The organism is Anaplasma capra, from assembly GCF_025628805.1.
Classification (GTDB): Bacteria; Pseudomonadota; Alphaproteobacteria; order Rickettsiales; family Anaplasmataceae; genus Anaplasma; species Anaplasma capra.
In genome coordinates this window covers 29,127-45,233 of record NZ_JAOTBG010000001.1, presented here as the reverse complement: position 1 = coordinate 45,233, position 16,107 = coordinate 29,127, and the positions used below count along the sequence as shown (strand labels likewise).

At 47.6% G+C, this 16,107-nt stretch carries 14 protein-coding genes; 12 read left to right on the top strand and 2 right to left on the bottom strand.

The window, feature by feature from the left end; all coding sequences use genetic code 11:
* Positions 1 to 98: 98 nt before the first annotated feature.
* Entirely contained in the window at positions 99 to 1,388 is a 1,290-nt protein-coding gene (gene serS, locus OC187_RS00145) for a serine--tRNA ligase (RefSeq protein WP_262997954.1), read from the bottom strand.
* 90 nt (positions 1,389 to 1,478) lie between these two features.
* Between serS and OC187_RS00140 the strand changes: the two genes are divergently transcribed.
* Both OC187_RS00140 and OC187_RS00135 read left to right on the top strand, forming a co-directional pair.
* Positions 1,479 to 2,807, top strand: coding sequence for a DNA recombination protein RmuC (locus tag OC187_RS00140; protein WP_262997955.1), 1,329 nt, complete (start codon positions 1,479 to 1,481; stop codon positions 2,805 to 2,807).
* Positions 2,808 to 3,047: 240 nt separating this feature from the next.
* Complete coding sequence (locus OC187_RS00135) at positions 3,048 to 3,731, top strand: VirB8/TrbF family protein (protein ID WP_263008461.1); 684 nt, start codon at positions 3,048 to 3,050, stop codon at positions 3,729 to 3,731.
* 58 nt (positions 3,732 to 3,789) lie between these two features.
* On the opposite strand, the gene miaA is transcribed toward OC187_RS00135, so the two are convergent.
* Positions 3,790 to 4,701, bottom strand: coding sequence for a tRNA (adenosine(37)-N6)-dimethylallyltransferase MiaA (miaA, locus tag OC187_RS00130; RefSeq protein WP_262997957.1), 912 nt, complete (start codon positions 4,699 to 4,701; stop codon positions 3,790 to 3,792).
* Between the two features lie 202 nt (positions 4,702 to 4,903).
* On the opposite strand from miaA, the gene OC187_RS00125 reads away from it, so the two are divergent.
* The 10 genes from OC187_RS00125 to OC187_RS00080 all read left to right on the top strand — a co-directional run.
* Positions 4,904 to 5,353, top strand: a complete 450-nt coding sequence (locus OC187_RS00125; RefSeq protein WP_262997958.1) for a hypothetical protein — start codon at positions 4,904 to 4,906, stop codon at positions 5,351 to 5,353.
* A 60-nt stretch (positions 5,354 to 5,413) separates the two neighbouring features.
* A complete protein-coding gene (locus OC187_RS00120) occupies positions 5,414 to 6,514 on the top strand; it encodes a 3-hydroxyacyl-CoA dehydrogenase (protein WP_263008460.1) in 1,101 nt (366 codons plus the stop codon).
* Positions 6,515 to 6,592: 78 nt separating this feature from the next.
* A complete protein-coding gene (gene nuoF, locus OC187_RS00115) occupies positions 6,593 to 7,879 on the top strand; it encodes an NADH-quinone oxidoreductase subunit NuoF (RefSeq protein WP_262997960.1) in 1,287 nt (428 codons plus the stop codon).
* Positions 7,880 to 8,035: 156 nt separating this feature from the next.
* Positions 8,036 to 8,650, top strand: coding sequence for an NADH-quinone oxidoreductase subunit J (locus OC187_RS00110; RefSeq protein ID WP_262997961.1), 615 nt, complete (start codon positions 8,036 to 8,038; stop codon positions 8,648 to 8,650).
* 45 nt (positions 8,651 to 8,695) lie between these two features.
* Positions 8,696 to 9,022 carry an NADH-quinone oxidoreductase subunit NuoK gene (nuoK, locus tag OC187_RS00105; protein WP_262997962.1) on the top strand — a complete coding sequence of 109 codons (327 nt, stop codon included), beginning with the start codon at positions 8,696 to 8,698 and terminating at the stop codon, positions 9,020 to 9,022.
* An 82-nt stretch (positions 9,023 to 9,104) separates the two neighbouring features.
* On the top strand, positions 9,105 to 10,991 hold the full coding sequence (gene nuoL, locus OC187_RS00100) for an NADH-quinone oxidoreductase subunit L (RefSeq protein ID WP_262997963.1): 1,887 nt from the start codon (positions 9,105 to 9,107) through the stop codon (positions 10,989 to 10,991).
* On the top strand, positions 10,988 to 12,460 hold the full coding sequence (locus OC187_RS00095) for a complex I subunit 4 family protein (RefSeq protein ID WP_263008459.1): 1,473 nt from the start codon (positions 10,988 to 10,990) through the stop codon (positions 12,458 to 12,460). Before nuoL ends, OC187_RS00095 begins: the two co-directional genes overlap by 4 nt.
* A 25-nt stretch (positions 12,461 to 12,485) precedes the next feature.
* The gene (locus OC187_RS00090) at positions 12,486 to 13,895 is read left to right on the top strand and encodes an NADH-quinone oxidoreductase subunit N (protein WP_262997965.1); all 1,410 of its coding nucleotides are present in this window, start codon (positions 12,486 to 12,488) and stop codon (positions 13,893 to 13,895) included.
* 51 nt (positions 13,896 to 13,946) lie between these two features.
* Positions 13,947 to 15,128, top strand: coding sequence for a 1-deoxy-D-xylulose-5-phosphate reductoisomerase (dxr, locus tag OC187_RS00085; protein ID WP_262997966.1), 1,182 nt, complete (start codon positions 13,947 to 13,949; stop codon positions 15,126 to 15,128).
* 168 nt (positions 15,129 to 15,296) lie between these two features.
* Positions 15,297 to 16,107 (top strand): TRP75-related protein (locus tag OC187_RS00080; protein WP_263008458.1); only part of this gene is annotated, 811 nt, incomplete at its 3' end.

The window sequence follows — 16,107 nt, the reverse complement described above, 5'->3', positions numbered from 1 at the left end:
GTGCATTGCCTGATTGATGATACAGATGCCTAAGTGTGTGGGGGATGGACTGGATTTGCGCCAGTTCCCCTTCTAGTAATTACTTCAGATTCTATGGTCTAGGGCAATGCATTCTCGGAACGCACTATTGTGCTTGTTCCTATGTATTTCCTCAGAGCATCGGGGACAGTGACGGAACTGTCCTCGTTTTGGTAGTTTTCCATAATGGCTGCCATTGTTCTACCAATGGCGAGCGCTGAGCCGTTCAGGGTATGTACCAAGGCAGTGCGTTTCGTATTGCCTTCAAAAAAGGAATACTTTGCTCCCATTCTCCTTGCTTGAAAATCCCCGCAGTTTGAACAACTAGAAATCTCTCTGTACTTGCCCTGGGCCGGCATCCATACCTCAATGTCGTAAGACATGCTTGCGGAAAACCCCATATCTCCAGAGCATAGGAGCACGACCCTATACGGAAGCTCAAGCCTCTTGAGTACATCTTCCGCAACTGAAGTCATTCTATCAAGTTCAAGACTTGATTGGCTTTCCGTAGTTATGCTGACCAGCTCTACCTTGCCAAATTGGTGCTGCCGTATCATGCCGCGTGTATCTAAACCAGCGCTTCCAGCCTCTGCTCTAAAGCATTGTGAATATGCAGTAAATCTCATGGGCAAGGAATCGCGTGGGACCGTAGTGCCTGACACTAGATTTGTCAGCACGACCTCACTGGTTGGGATGAGTCTTAAGTTGTTTGTGGTACTGAAAGAATCACCATCAAACTTGGGCAATTGACCTACATTGTACATTGCGGACTCGTTCACTAGCAGTGGATGTGCTATTTCCGTATATCCAAACTCTTTGGTGTGTATGTCCAACATAAAGCCCGCCAACGCCCTTTCAAGCTCTGCAAGTTGGCCCGTGAGTATGGAGAATCTAGACCCGGAAAGCACCGCGGCGCGCCTGAAATCCATTAAGTTCAATGTTTCTCCAAGCTCATAATGAGGTTTTATATCGAACGAGAACTCCCTCTTTTTTCCATAAAGCTTTACTTCAACATTGTCGTTCTCATCCTCTCCTATAGGGACCATGGGGTCTGGGATATTAGGAAGTCCTTCAAGTAGTGAAGAGAGCTCTTTGTTCTCCTTAACTGCGCGCTCTAGAGCCTCGATTTCTTCAGCTAGCTTTTTAGAGGCTTCAATCTGAAGTGCGCACTCCATTCCTTTTTTTTTCAGAAGGGCCACTTCTTGTGTAACCATATTGCGCTTCTCCCGCAAAGAATACAACTCAGACAGCTCCTTCCTTTTTTTCGTATCTAGCCTTAGAATGTTCTCCGCTTGCTTATCGAAGCCGCGGGATATCATCGCCCTGTCGAAAAGTTCGGGGCTTTTTCTAATGAGCTCAATATCGTGCACTGAAATTCCTGAATCACGCCCTAAAAGAACTTAGACATACTATATGATAAGCTCTACAATTGTAAGACCATTTTGTAGAGTGGTGCCTCAATGATTTTGGATGTTACGTGGCACACTGTGTTTGTGTTGGCTATGGAAGCACTTTGTGTGTTTTCTATCACATATGTCGTTGCGCTGAGAACGAGGGTATCAAGCCGCGCTTATAGTGATGTTAGTGCAGCGAAGAAAAATCTTGAGGAGAAACTCCAAGTGGCACAGCATGAAAACGAATCCCTGAGGCAGGAAGTGCAAGCTTTACAGCTTGGGCTGCAGGACGCCAAAGATAGAGCGCTGGTGCTTGAAGTTGAAAAAAGGGGTTTGGAAAAGGCAGGTGCGCAACTGGATAGCTTTTTAAAACTTGTTGATGAGCAGTGCAAGGTGCACTTTGAAAACTTAGCTAATAGGATTTTTGATGAGAAGGTTGATAAGCTGAGCAAAATATCGCGTGAGGGGCTGAGCGGGATATTAGAGCCAGTGAAGGAGAATATGAAGGTTCTGAAGCGTGAACTAGAAGAGGCGTTTATCAGGCACGGTAAAGAGCAGTTTTCCCTCAAGAATGAGATTCAGCGTATAGTGCTTGCTAATGAGAAGATCACGCTGCAAGCTGAAGGGCTCACCAATGCGCTGAAAGGGGAGGCGAAAATTCAAGGAAATTGGGGTGAGGTTGTTCTAGAGAGAGTGCTGGAGGATTCTGGTCTGCGCCGGGGGCAGGACTACAAGTTATATGGTGCGGGCATGGACCTTCGGGGCGTAGAAGGAGGAAAGCAGTACCCAGATGTGGTAATACTTTTGCCTGGAGGAAAACACATAATTGTGGATTCAAAAGTATCTCTAGTGCACTACGAGAAATATTGTTCAGATAGGCAAGAAGGCGCGCAGTCTACGCACCTCAAGCATTTTGTGAACTCGATTAGGTCTCACATCAACGATCTTTCGAGTAAGAGATACTCCGATATGGAACGAATCAACGCTCCGGATTTTGTTCTTATGTTCATTCCGATAGAGAGCGCCTACTTTTTGGCTGTGCAAGCTGATGCCGAACTTCACAAATATGCCTGGTATCGGAAGATAGTGGTCGTGTGTCCTTCCACGCTGTTAGCGACCCTGAAAACAGTTGAGTCCCTGTGGAAATTAGAACATCAAAATCGCAATACATTGGAGATTGCTCGCCAGGGAGGGGCGCTGTATGACAAAATTGCGTCTTTCATCCAGGATATGCAGAAGTTAGGAAAACAAATAGATGTTGCAGGTGGTGCGTATCGGGATGCGATGAAGAAGCTTTCTGAGGGGCACGGTAACATACTTGCTCGTACGCAAACTCTGAAGAATCTCGGAGTCAGAACTTCAAAAAGTATAGAAGCGGACGTGACCGACGGCTAGCAGACCACGGGTTTCATTGGAGAGCTTTGCCTAAGTTTGGGTTGTGGAGCACATATATTGTTACATTATTAATATATGTGGACTTTTGGCAATAGACGTGCGATCATCCCCATAGTAGGTAAGGTTGCTGACTCATCAATATAATGGCAACTGTTTTGATGTACCCTGCGTACGCGAGGGGCTCCAAGGAGATTGTGGGGTTGTTACCGCTATCCAATATCAGTAGTAATCCACAAGATAATGAGTGAGTTTGTTGGTGAAAGCGAAAAGTACTTCGAGGACGCCCTGGGGTGGTATTGTCGTAAGTACTTGGTAGCCGTTAGTGAGAGGGCATGGCTTTGCGCCTCGCTAGCGGTCTTTGTCACCTTTCTCTTATTTTTATTGCTGGATGCCTATTCTATGTTCCCCACCAAGACTGACTTCAGCTTTATAAAATACACTGATAGATATAGCGACGAGTTTTTACGGATTAAGAGGCTGAGCGTTGATGTTGAGGAGAAGGAAGAAGATCTTCTCTCGTCATACCTCGCTGGGGAATATGTGAAACGGTATGAATCTTATTCTCCCTCTGGTATGGAGGCACAACTGGGTTTTATAAAGAACAATTCCTCCAGAAGAGTATTTGTTGCGTTTAAAAATGTTATGGAAAGGGGTGCGGTTCTGCATCCACTAATCTCCAAATACAGAACTGATTCAATAGCATTAGAAGCGGTAATCGACAGTGTTGAGCTGCTGCCACACAATGTGGCTTCACTTAACAGTGCGGTTGTGAAGTTTAGGGTAAAGCACCTAGTACATGGTGTACTGGCCGCAACTGAACACCGCAAGGTGCTAGTTTCCTTTTCCCTGTCAAATGTTAGAATGGCATCAACCGGGGTTGTACCGTTCGAGTTTAACATTAATACCTACAGATATATAGATTGATCCGCAACGCACTGTGCGATCACGTCCGTGGAGCGGTCGGTAGGCGTCAGCGTGCTGGTCAGTTTGTTGTTATGACGGACATTAGGTGGTGTACTACAGATTCCTGCGTGTCAAAGAATTCCGAATCTTGTGGTAGCTGCCTCCTGAACCAAGTGTACTGGCGTTTTGCGTATAGCCTGGTATTTCTCTGTGCGGTCTCTATAGCTTGAGACAGGTTTATGTTTCCGCACAAATACTCCGAAATTTCTCGCACGCCTATTGCCTTGGTAATCTGTGTGTCCTCAGGCAGATTGAGAGACATCAAATATTCAACTTCTGATATGGCTGATGAATTCATCATATCTATGAGTCTTCTGTCGATTTTGGGGTACAGCTCCTCCTTTGGAGGCAGTAACACACAGATCTTGCAGTTCTCAAAAAGGCGCTTTCTTGGGTACTGCTCCTGCCAGGTAAATATCGAAATCCCCGTGCTTTCTATAACTTCAAAGGCGCGTAAAAGCCGATGCGTATTTCGTCGGTCAAGTCTCCAAGCGTTAGCGTCCCTTTGGAGCAGAAGCTCAAAGAAATTATCATTCCCGATTTCGCTTAGTAAAGTTCTACTTCTTTGTCTGGTGGCAGCATCTACTAAGGGGATTTCTGAAAGCCCGTAGATCAGGCTGCTGATGTAAAAACCGCTGCCCCCAACAACTATGGGCATTAACCCTTTATTCCACGCGAGTGATATTTCCCTTTTTGTGTCTTCCAACCATAATCCCACTGAGTAATTGTCGCGTGGGTGCACGTAACTATAAAGCCTGAATCTAGGGTCCCCCCGTAAGAACTCCGCCTGGTCCGTAATTGTTGGGACATGCTGGTAGATTTGCTTAGAATCACAGTTTATTATCACGCAACCAAAACGCTCCGCAACTATTCTGGACGCTTCAGATTTCCCTGAAGCTGTTGGTCCTGCGAGTATCAAAAGCTTTTTCATAATTATCTGTTATCAAAAGGCGACTGTCGACCGCAAGGGTGACACCCTGTACACCAAATTGTATGACTTCGCTCACACATATGGTGATGTTTTTGGTAGTCAAATGTCAACTGCTGTGACCGAATAGTGTTGAACTTGGGTATAGCACATGATACACTTCGCCCAGGCTACTGCTTTGCTGTACTTTTGAAGGATTTGCACAATGACAGATCAGGGAGATTCCGCTGGCAGCGGGAAGGGGTTTGCTTCTAGGTTCAGTGGAGGAGGGTCTTTCACCCAAAGGAGTGGCAGCAGAAGAGGCTCTGCCGCGGGCGCTCCGTTTGCGAAGCTCGTAGAGGGAAAAAATAGTAAACCTGCTGTTTTTAGCGAAAGTAAAGACATTCTCAAAACAACTAAGGCAACTAAGGAAGGTTTCGCTAGCGCAACCAGGAAGAGCAGGTTAGATTGCCTGTTTCTTGTGCGAGGCAAGGACAAAGGCCGGGCGGCTTGGCACTATGTGCTGGTTGACAAGGGTAAGAGGGAAATGTTCCTTGCAAAGAGCAAAAGTGGTTCCATGGATGTTGCACTCTATGGAGAGATCCTTTACTCCGGATGGGGTGAGAACCCACCTGATGATGTAGTGAAGCGAATTGAAGAGGAATTTGGCTCCTAGGCGGGTTGAGTCTGTTGATAGTTTCTGGCAGCGTGTTGCTTGTGTCGTTTGGAGGGTCTTTTGCAAATTAAGAAATTAGCGATTATAGATCCAACTTTATCCAACATTGGAGTCATAAACAATCTGGTTTCTCTCGGGGTTGAGTCCGTACTTTTCTGTGATGATGTTGCCGAAGCTTCAAAAAGGCTTGGTAAGCGGGTTGAACTGCGAGATTTTAATCCGAAAGATTGCGATTTAAGCCGGGTGGATTGGGTTGTGGAGCTCATTGATGGAGGGGTGGAAGAGAAAGCAAAGTTCTATAATGCGATATTCCTGCGCAAGTCAGGGTGCGTTTTGTCTTCCAGCGTGCGGCCCGCGCTATGGGATGAACTAAGTACAAAGATTCCGGAGCAATTGATAAATGAGCTAACTGTCATACATTTCCCCACCTTTTTCCGCGGAGAATCCGTGCTTGAGTTTGTTTTTGGCATCAAGGGTTTTGGCGACCAAATACGTGCTATCCAGGAGATCTGTAAAGGCAGACTAGAAGTGTTTGCGCATTCGTGTCGGGGAGGGCTCTTTGATAGGGTAGGATACTTCTGGGTGATTGCGTGTTTGTCGGCGGCTTGTGAGTGCGGTGTTGGAGTTGAAGTAGCTGACTATCTTATCGCCAATAAGCGCACGGGCATTCCCCCTCCGGGCCCATTGTCCGTTTTGGATGCGCTTGGGGTAGACAATTTTGTTACTGCCCTTGATGATCTAATACAACTCCTGGGTCGAGATGACCCATTGTGTGCAATGCGCGCAAAGCTACCGTGGATTGTCTCCGCAATGATATCTGATGGGCTTACCGGCTTTAGTGGCTGTAGAGGGGGATTCTACCGAGCGTATGACATGCGCAATGGGAAGGTAGAGCAGGTTATCGATCTTACTAGCGGTTTATACAGGAACGCTGAGACTCTTACCTCCCTTCCGCAAGATATCCACGCCAAGGACAAGCACAACAGGTTTTTGCAATTGGTTTGGGAGCAGTTCTTCTCTTACGTAGAGCACCTAATTGGATTGTATGGAGAAGGGGTACTTGGCGCCATAGACGACGTTTTGCAGACAAGTTACAAGTGGCAGTACTCGGCCCGTGAGCTTGCTAGCAGGGTAAATGTGAAATTTGATTGGCAAAAATAAGCAGTGCCATTCCGCTTGGGTTTGCTGTTCTTGGAATTGTGGGTTAGTATCTGTTTGTTCTCTCACTTGGAGTAATGAGTGAAAAGCGAGGATGCAGTATTTACCAACCTTGCTGGCCTGGAGTGCCCGTATCTAGAGTCAGCAAAGAGGCGCGGCACGTGGGATGGTACAGGGAAAATACTGGGGTTGGGATCCGATAAAGTAATTCAGGAAATCAAAGATTCTGGACTCAGGGGGAGAGGAGGCGCAGGCTTTCCTACCGGAGTGAAGTGGGGTTTCATGCCTAAAGTGCGTCCGCAAGGGCGTCCAGCATACTTAGTGGTTAATGCTGATGAGTCAGAGCCGGGCACCTGCAAGGACAGAGACATAATTAGATACGAGCCGCACAAGATTATAGAGGGCATCTTGATTGCAGGATTTGCCATGGGTGTCACCACTGCCTACATTTACATAAGGGGTGAGTTTTACCGAGAATACTTGGTGTTGTCTCGGGCTTTGGAAGAGGCTTATCAACACGGACTGATAGGCAAAAACGCATGTTCTTCCGGCTATGACTTAGATGTTTTTATCCACAGGGGCGCTGGTGCGTACATTTGTGGGGAGGAAAGTGCGCAGCTTGAGTCCCTGGAAGGGAGGAAGGGGATGCCTAGGTTGAAGCCCCCCTTTCCTGCGGCTGTTGGCCTGTACGGTTGCCCTACAACTGTAAACAATGTTGAGACTATAGCCGTGGTCGCAGACATAATGCGCAGAGGATCCAAGTGGTTTGCATCTTTGGGAAGGCCAAATAACACGGGAACCAAGGTTTTCTGTATCTCTGGGCATGTAAACAACCCATGTAACGTGGAAGAAGAGCTTGGAATTCCCATGCGAGAACTCATAGAAAAACACGCTGGTGGCGTCATTGGTGGCTGGGATAATCTTCTTGCAGTGATACCTGGGGGCTCTTCTGTGCCCATGTTGCCTAAGTCTATCTGTGATGATGTAATGATGGATTTTGACTCTTTGAAGGCGGTGCAATCCGGCCTCGGCACTGCTGGATTGATAGTCATGAATAAGTCAACGGATTTGATAGAGGCAATAGAAAGAATATCGCGCTTTTATATGCACGAGTCGTGTGGCCAATGTACTCCCTGTAGGGAAGGCACGGGGTGGATGTGGAGAATGATGCGAAAGATGGTTGATGGAACAGCCGAGAATTACGAGATAGACAAACTGCTCGATGTCGCATCGCAAATCGAGGGCCACACCATCTGTGCTCTCGCTGATGCAGCAGTATGGCCAATACAAGGCCTTTTCCGGCACTTCAGACATGTAGTTGAAGATCGCATAGGCATACGAAGCGAAAGCGCTAAGTCGGGTTTGTAGACACAGCGCCATAAACCCACAGCCCACAGGTTTTGGTTTTGTAATCGTTAAGTGCGCTCCATGCATTTTGGTTAGCCTGTACCAGGCTCCGAGAAGTGGGACTGGAATAGACTTGCGCCTGGATATCGTTATGCTATCATTCCGGGTGTTATTGCCGTGGGGGACCGGGTGATCAGCTTTTTGTTCTTCTGCTTTGCGGGAGTAATGATACTGTCAGCTGTAGGTGTAGTTCTGATACCTCATCCCGTGTACTCGGTCTTGAGTCTGATTCTGACCTTTTTTGTTTCTGGTGCCGTGTTCATCATGTTAGGGGCTGAGCTGGTGGCCATGCTGCTTGTCCTGGTATATGTTGGGGCCGTAGCGGTGCTTTTTCTGTTTGTTGTGATGATGCTAGACATAAGCATGGTGAGAGCAAAACATGGCTTTGTTAGGTACTATCCCCTGGGCGTTGTATGTATGTTTCTATTCTTCGGGTGTATGGTATACCTGATCTCTCATACCAGGCCAGAGGAAGTTTATGCTTCAGGGGAGGTAATAAGCGGCGGGGCCAGCAACGTGTTTCTTATAGGCCTGCAACTTTACACCGAATATGCGTGCGCATTTCAGATGTCAGGGATCCTGCTGTTGGTTGCTGGGGTTGGCGGCCTGATTTTGGCGATGAGCAATGAACGTAGATCTCTGCGGCAGAACGCAGGCCAGCAACTCAGCAGGTCATCTAAAGTTAGATTGTGCTCACCCGGGGTTGGTACTGGGGTTGCTGATGTAGACTGATTGTTTGTACGGGTGCTGATTTGTTGTTGTCATGGGGTGGTGCGTATGGAGTTTTTAATCAATGCCGGTGTGTCACTAAATCACTTTTTGGTGCTCTCAGCTATCCTCTTCGTTATAGGTGGGTGCGGCATAGTGGTAGGGCGCAAGAGCGCAATTAATGCACTACTGTCTCTCGAGCTCATGTTGCTTGCCGTGAACATGAATTTTGTGGCTTTTTCGGCATACAAGGGAGATATTCATGGGCAGATTTTCGCTATATTTGTGCTTGTTGTTGCGGCTGCAGAGTCTGCTGTTGGTCTGGCTGTGATGCTGGCCCATTTTAGGAATGTTGGCAACATTGACCTGAGTGAAGCGAGCTCACTAAAGATGTGAGGTGAGAATATGTGTACCCTTGATGTTTTTGTACCGAATATGGGTTTTTGTCTGGTGACCTGTGACTTCGTGTGGTAGTTGTGTGTTCGGTGTAGAGTTTTTGTGTGTCTCACTTCCCCTGGTTGGGGTCTTCGTGGGACAGATGCTGAAGCGGTATGGGCTGCTGTCCTGTTGTGTTGCTTCCACGTGTGTGTGTGTGTCTTCTGCGTTGTCTTGGTATCTCTTCCTCACTTTACAGCGGAGCTATAGCGTTGATGTTATGCCGTGGTTTCGTATTGGGGATATGGAAATTCTCTGGTCAATCTGTATTGACAAATTGTCTGCCTTGATGCTCGTGGTTGTCACCACTGTGTCATCAATGGTGCACCTGTACTCTATAGGGTATATGAGCTCTGACAATGGCAGAGTCAGATTTCTTACGTACCTCTCTGCTTTTACCTTTTTCATGATGATCCTGGTCGCCAGTGGGAATTTTGCGCAGCTATTTTTCGGCTGGGAAGGCGTTGGATTGTGTTCCTACCTGCTTATAGGGTTTTGGTTCAGGAAGGACGCGGCGAATAAATCGGCCATAAAGGCGTTTGTTGTGAACAGGGTAGGGGATTTATTTTTTCTATGTGGAATGCTGGCAATTTTTTATGTGTTTCACTCGCTTAACTTCAGTGAAATTTTCGAACAGATCACGAGTGGCAAGGGTCTTGATGTTGTTGATGTGTTTGGATATCAGATACAGATTGTAAGCATTGCATGCATTCTGTTATTTCTTGGATGCATGGGAAAATCTGCGCAGCTCGGTCTTCACACATGGCTTCCTGACGCTATGGAAGGCCCCACTCCCGCTTCTGCGCTAATACATGCGGCAACTATGGTCACTGCCGGTGTTTTTTTGGTTGCGCGATGTTCCCCCATTTTTGAGTTATCACAAGCCTCTAGGGATGTAGTGATGGCGGTCGGAGTATCCACATGTTTAGTTGCCGCGCTGATCGCAACTGTCCAGGAGGACATCAAGAAAATAATAGCTTATTCTACATGTAGCCAGTTAGGGTATATGTTTGTGGCTTGTGGTACTTCTAGCTATCACTTGGCAATTTTTCACCTGGCAACACATGCACTTTTTAAATCGCTCTTGTTCCTCTCTGCGGGTAATGTAATTCACTCCAATGCTGGTGAACAGAGAATCGCACACATGAGTAGGAACTGCTGGAAGGACATACCGTTAACCTACGTTTTGATGTGGATTGGCTCTTTGGCCCTTATGGGTGTGTTTCCTTTTGCCGGGTTTTATTCAAAGGAGCTCATAATAGAAAGCAGTTATGCTAGCGGTATTGGATTTGCGGTGACAAATCTGGTTGCGTGCCTCACCTCCGTTTACTCGTGCAGACTTATGCTCAAGGTGTTTCACAATCCCTCTACTGAGCGCGTAAAGTCTATACACGAATCTGGTAGCGTTATGCTACTTCCGCTGCTGGTGCTGGCAATCGGGGCTGTGTTTTCTGGTATGTTACTAAAGAATTTTTGGGGTATAGCGGAGAGTGGGTTTTGGTCCGAAAGTCTGAAGGTACCTGTGCACGAGAGCATCGGTAAATTACCCTCCCTACTTCCTGTGGTGATGGGCTTTACTGGCGTCCTAATGTACCTCGCTTACTACTACTACAGATTTTTTGTTATTGCGCCCTTGAATAGGCTTTTGCAACCTGTCTATGCGCTCCTGAGAAATAAGTTCTATTTTGATGAATTGTACGATCTAATGCTGGTCCGTCCCGTGGGCAAGATGGCTACCACCTTCCGGATTGTTGTAGATCAAAAAGTGATTGATTATTTTCTGTTGGGTGGTATTACTGGGGCTGTTAGCACATGTTCCAGATATAGTGTTAAGATGCAGAGTGGGCGTGCGTTCGACTACGCTTTTGTCATGTTATCTGGGGTGGTGGCTGCTGCACTGTTGGTGATATACGGTTTTAGAATACGGTGATATTTCTGATGATTCTAATACCAGTGTTGGGGTCCTGTGCAGTGGCGTCCATGCGTGGTACTCTGTCCAGAGCTGTGGGGCCGGCTTCTGTTGCTGTGACGCTGGCGGTGTTGTGTGTAGGTATCGCGCTGCTTGTTTATGGGAATCACTGCGTTATAGGAGGAGGTGCCTATCTTGCCCTGGTGGAGCGCGCCTTTTCTGCTGATGCGCTGTCTACACCGCTGATAGTTCTGTCTGCCCTTTTGTTTTTCATATGTGCGCTTTTTAGTGTTTTTGGCCCTAGGGGAGGAGCGCCTTCTTCTCCTGCCTTTTTTGCCTTGCTGCTCTTGCTTGAGGCACTTGTAGTTGCCGTTTTTTCCGTGTGCGATGTTTTGCTGTTTTACGTCTTCTTCGAAGCCTCCTTAATCCCGATGTTTTTTATGATTGGATTTTGGGGCCATGGTGATAAAGTGGGTGCCGCATTTAAGTTTCTGATATACACGGCTACAGCTTCTCTGGTGTTTTTGGCTGCTTTGGTTTGCATGAATGCCATAATTGCTGTGCCTTTGGGATCCTTTGACAGTGTTGCCGCCAGCTTGGCCACGAATACGAATTTTCACTGGCAGATGTACTTTTGGATTGCGTGTCTTTTTGCATTTGCCGTTAAGTTGCCGATGGTTCCGTTCCACACATGGTTGCCGAGTGCGCATGTGCAAGCGCCGACTGTAGGTTCTGTGCTGCTAGCTGGTTTACTTATTAAGCTTGGTGGCTATGGGATTTTGAGGTTTTGTGTGCAGATGTTGCCAGCGGTCAGTACGCACTTTGCAAAGTTTGTAGTATGCCTTAGTGCTGTATCGCTAATTTACTCATCGTTGGTTGCCTTTGCTCAGCGAAATATGAAGATGTTGGTTGCGTACTCTTCCATTGCCCATATGAGCTTTGTCTCTGCGGGCATGTTTTCTCTCAATGAGGCTGGGATACTTGGGGCCATTTTTCAGATGCTCAGTCATGGGCTGATATCCGCTGCGCTGTTTCTGTGTGTCGGAATGATATACTCCAGAACTGGTACTATGGAGATGTCTGAGTGTGGTGGCCTTGCCTCGTCTATGCCACGGCTTTCCGTGATGATGATATTCTTCAGCATGGCGTCCGCAGGAATTCCTGGTACTTCCGGGTTTATGGGGGAGTTTTTGTCAATGTTGGGGATTTTTAAATCTTACGGCCCAATGGTGGCCCTTTTTGTTGTTGGTATGGTATTGAGTGCTGCCTATATGTTGCGTTTATGCAGGGAAGTTGTTTGGGGGACTGTGCCAAGTGAGGCAAAGGATGAGTTTGACGATATAACCGTCTGGGAGTTTGCTGTTTTGATAGTATTGGCTGTTCTTGTTTTGGTGCTTGGAGTTTTTCCCGCCCCGCTGCTTGCCCTACTTAAGCCTGGTGTAGAGCATTTGCTTGTGCATATGCATATGCTTCAACCTTCCTGGGGGTGAGATGTATTGGTACGGTTTGTTACATATGCTGCCGGAGCTCTGCCTTCTAGGTTCGGCGGTAGTTGCGCTACTGTTGGGTATGGTGGTGAATGCCAAACTGGTGTGCAGGCTGCTGGTGGCTTCCATGGGCGCAGTGGTCCTTCTCGCATTTCTTGATTTCATTCACCACGCCGAAGATGTTTCCTTGTTCAATAGCTTTCTGTTGCACACTCAGTGCACGCGTGCTTCCAGAGTTATGGTGGGCATGGCCGGATTTTTGTCGTTGTTTTTGTATTTATGTGCAGGAAGCAAGTTACGTTATGAGTTTCCGGTTGTGGCAATGTTTGCCGTGCTCGGTGCGATGCTCTTGGTTCAGACTAATCATTTTCTTTCCTTCTATTTGTCATTTGAACTTATTGGCATACCGTCTTGCATCATGGTGTGTTTCAATCGCGATTCTAAGCGTTCATCTGAAGCTGCTGTTAAGTTTTTCATTTTGGGGGCATTGACTTCCTGCATAATGCTATATGGTACTTCTCTACTGTACGGATACTCGCCCGGACTGGGATGTGAAATCGTGCGTAAGGTGAGTGAAGGGGGTGCCTCACTGGGTGCCAGTTTGGGATGCGTATTCATTGTGGTAGGAGTGCTATTCAAGCTTTCTGCGGTGCCATTTCACATGTGGGCTGTAGATACCTATCAAGGGTCTCCAACGGCGGCTTTGGCGTTCTTTTTTATGGTGATAAAGACCGCGATGACTTTGCTGCTTGCCCAAATTATTGGGGGAAATCAGGCACTTACGGAGAGTTTTGCAACTATGTTTGTCTGTGTTGGCGGATTGTCTACGATTGTTGGAGAGCTTGGTGCCTTACGGCAGAGTTGTATAAAAAGGCTGCTTGCGTATTCGAATATAGGGCACTTGGGGTATGTGCTGCCTGTGATTGTCCTGAAAGGCACTTCTTCTTATGCGATTTTTCAGTACATATTCACCTACTGGATTATCAATGCGTGGACTCTTTCTGTGCTGCTCAGGTATAAGGATGACGGGCCCGAATTGACAGATCTTACGGGAATGTGCAAGAACAATCCTTTTGTGGCCTTTTCCCTGGTTGCTTCCATGATCTCGGCTGCGGGAGTTCCCCCATTCCCAGGGTTTTTTGCGAAGTATTCCTTACTCAAATCTATAGCTATGTCGGGGCTTCCTGCGGCTGTAGCTTTTCCATATGTTTTGTTTCTGTGTGTGGCCGGGATTGTACCATGTTTCTACTGTTTTCGTATTGCTAAGGTGGTGTATTTTGATCAACCAGTTGGTGCAAGGGCAAAGTATCTTACGGAGTTGCCACACAGTCTAGGGCTTTCGGCTGTCGCGGTCGCTTGTGCGCTATTAAGCATCATTGCGTTGTTCTCGGCTAAATATTTTGATATCTTACTCTCGCGAGGGGGGCCTTTTGCGTAGAAACCTAAGTGGCTGGCTCTAGGGCTTAGATCTCAGAAGTTGTGTGTTTGTATGGGCAGAAAGAGAGTCTCGGTATTTGGTTCGACCGGGTGTATTGGACAGAAGGCAATTCAAATTCTCCTGGATAACCCAAGTGATTTTGAGGTTGTTGCTCTGGTTGCAAAAGAAGATGTGCGTCTGTTGGCATCACAAGCCAGGCTACTGAATGCGGAAGTTGCTGTTGTAGCGGAGGATTCTGCATATGGAGAGTTGCAGGAATTGCTACGTGGTACTTGCACCAAAGCAGGGGCGGGTAAGGCTGATGTTATAGGTGCAGCGTCTTTGAGTGCGGACAGCGCGGTCATGGCTATCACAGGCATAGCTGCTTTAGATTCGGTTGCTAGTCTAATTGAGTCAGGTGTAAAGTCAATTGCCTTGGCTAGTAAAGAGAGCGTGGTTTGTGGAGGTGCGCTTCTTATTGACGCGGCCAGGCGTGCGGGAGTTAACATCATTCCTGTGGATTCTGAGCATAGCGCCGTGTTCCAGATACTATCTTGTAGCAGCCGCGTTGATAAAGTAACTTTAACAGCTTCCGGAGGGCCATTTTTGCGATGGACCAGCGAACAGATGAAATATGCGACGCTCAGCGATGCCCTTGCGCACCCTGTGTGGAAAATGGGACGTAAAATTTCCGTAGACAGCGCAACTATGATCAATAAGGCCCTGGAGGTCATAGAGGCTCATTACCTTTTCTCGCTGGACCCAGACAGGATTGGTGTTATAGTACATCCTGAGTCCGTAGTTCACGCCTTGGTTGGGTGTTCTCGTGGGTCGGCCATTGCTTTTATGTCTATGCCGGATATGAGTGTGCCCATACTCCACGCTCTGTACTGGCCTCGGGAAGCGAGTATGCACGGTAGCGAGCTTGATTTAGTGTCCTGTGGTAAGCTTACGTTTATGGAGCCTGATCTAGAGCGCTTTCCAGCGCTGAATTTTGGGTTCGAGGTTCTGAAGTCCTCTAAGCCTCATGCCGCTGGTGTAGCGCTGAACGCCGCAAATGAGGTTGCTGTGGAAGCTTTTTTAAATTCTGAGATCGCGTTTTTGGATATTGCTAAGGTGGTCGCTGGTGCCATGGATAAATTTGCCTACGACGATATTGGCTCTATGTCGGAAGTCTGTGAATACGATCTGCTGTGTAGGGTTGGTGCTCGAGAGGTGGTGAACGCACTGAAAATTTCCGAGCTGGCGTGGTAGATATGCACTCCTGCATGCTTTTTGTGCAATAAGTGTTGTGCTGCTGCGAGCAATGGTGTACATAGCGGTGTGCGTTCCTCTATGGGATAGCAGGTGTTGTGCTTGCTACCTTAATCTGAGTGAGGTGTGTTGAGTGCGTGTTATTGTGTCAACTTCTTGGTCGGTTCCATGTCAAGATTAGTATTTTCGTTGTTGGGCTTAGTGCTGTTTATGACTTCCTGTGGTGGGAAGTATGCGTTTGAAATGAGTCGGAACTATATTCCCCCGTACAATCCGGGCGGAGATCTTTTTGATGAAGATGAGGATTTTGCTCAGTCTTATGAGGTGTATAAGAAGCGTAGGGATGATGTCCTGGCGGATACCGCTGGGGCTCGTGGGTTGCGTTCTGGTAAGGAGGGCTATCCCGAGGGGCGTGTAGGCGGTCGCTCCGGTTTGCGAAAGCGTGACGTTATGGAAAAGCTACGCGAATACGGTGCAGTTCCTGTCGATAGTGTAGAAAGCGATGACCTTGGTATGGTGAATAATGAGGGGGTGGACCTTTCTCGGGTTGAGGGTGCTAGGTTTCTAGATGTGGGCCTTAAGCCTAAGAATGAAGAAAATGAAAAGCCAATGCTTCCTGCTGGTAAGAGTCAGAAAAGGCTGACGACGCGATTTGCTGTTGACGGTAAAGTTGCGGCAAAGAGGAAGGGTGGTGCAGCGCCATCTTCTGTGCCTCCAGCTGCAGACGTGAATGCTGGCTCGGGTAAGATTACTCCCAAGGGTGGCGCTGCTCCGAGTGAGGGCGCTGGTTCGGGCAAGATTACCTCCAAAGGTGGTGCTGCTCCAGGTGGGGGTGCTTTGCTTCCGAGTGCAAAATCTACTGCTGATAAAAAAGGTGGAAGGGCTGTCGATGCTAAGCGGTCCCGGAGCGCGAAATCTGGTGGTAGTGGCACTGCAGGTGGCTCTGCTCGGGAATCCAAGGACGTGAAGGCTACCAAGA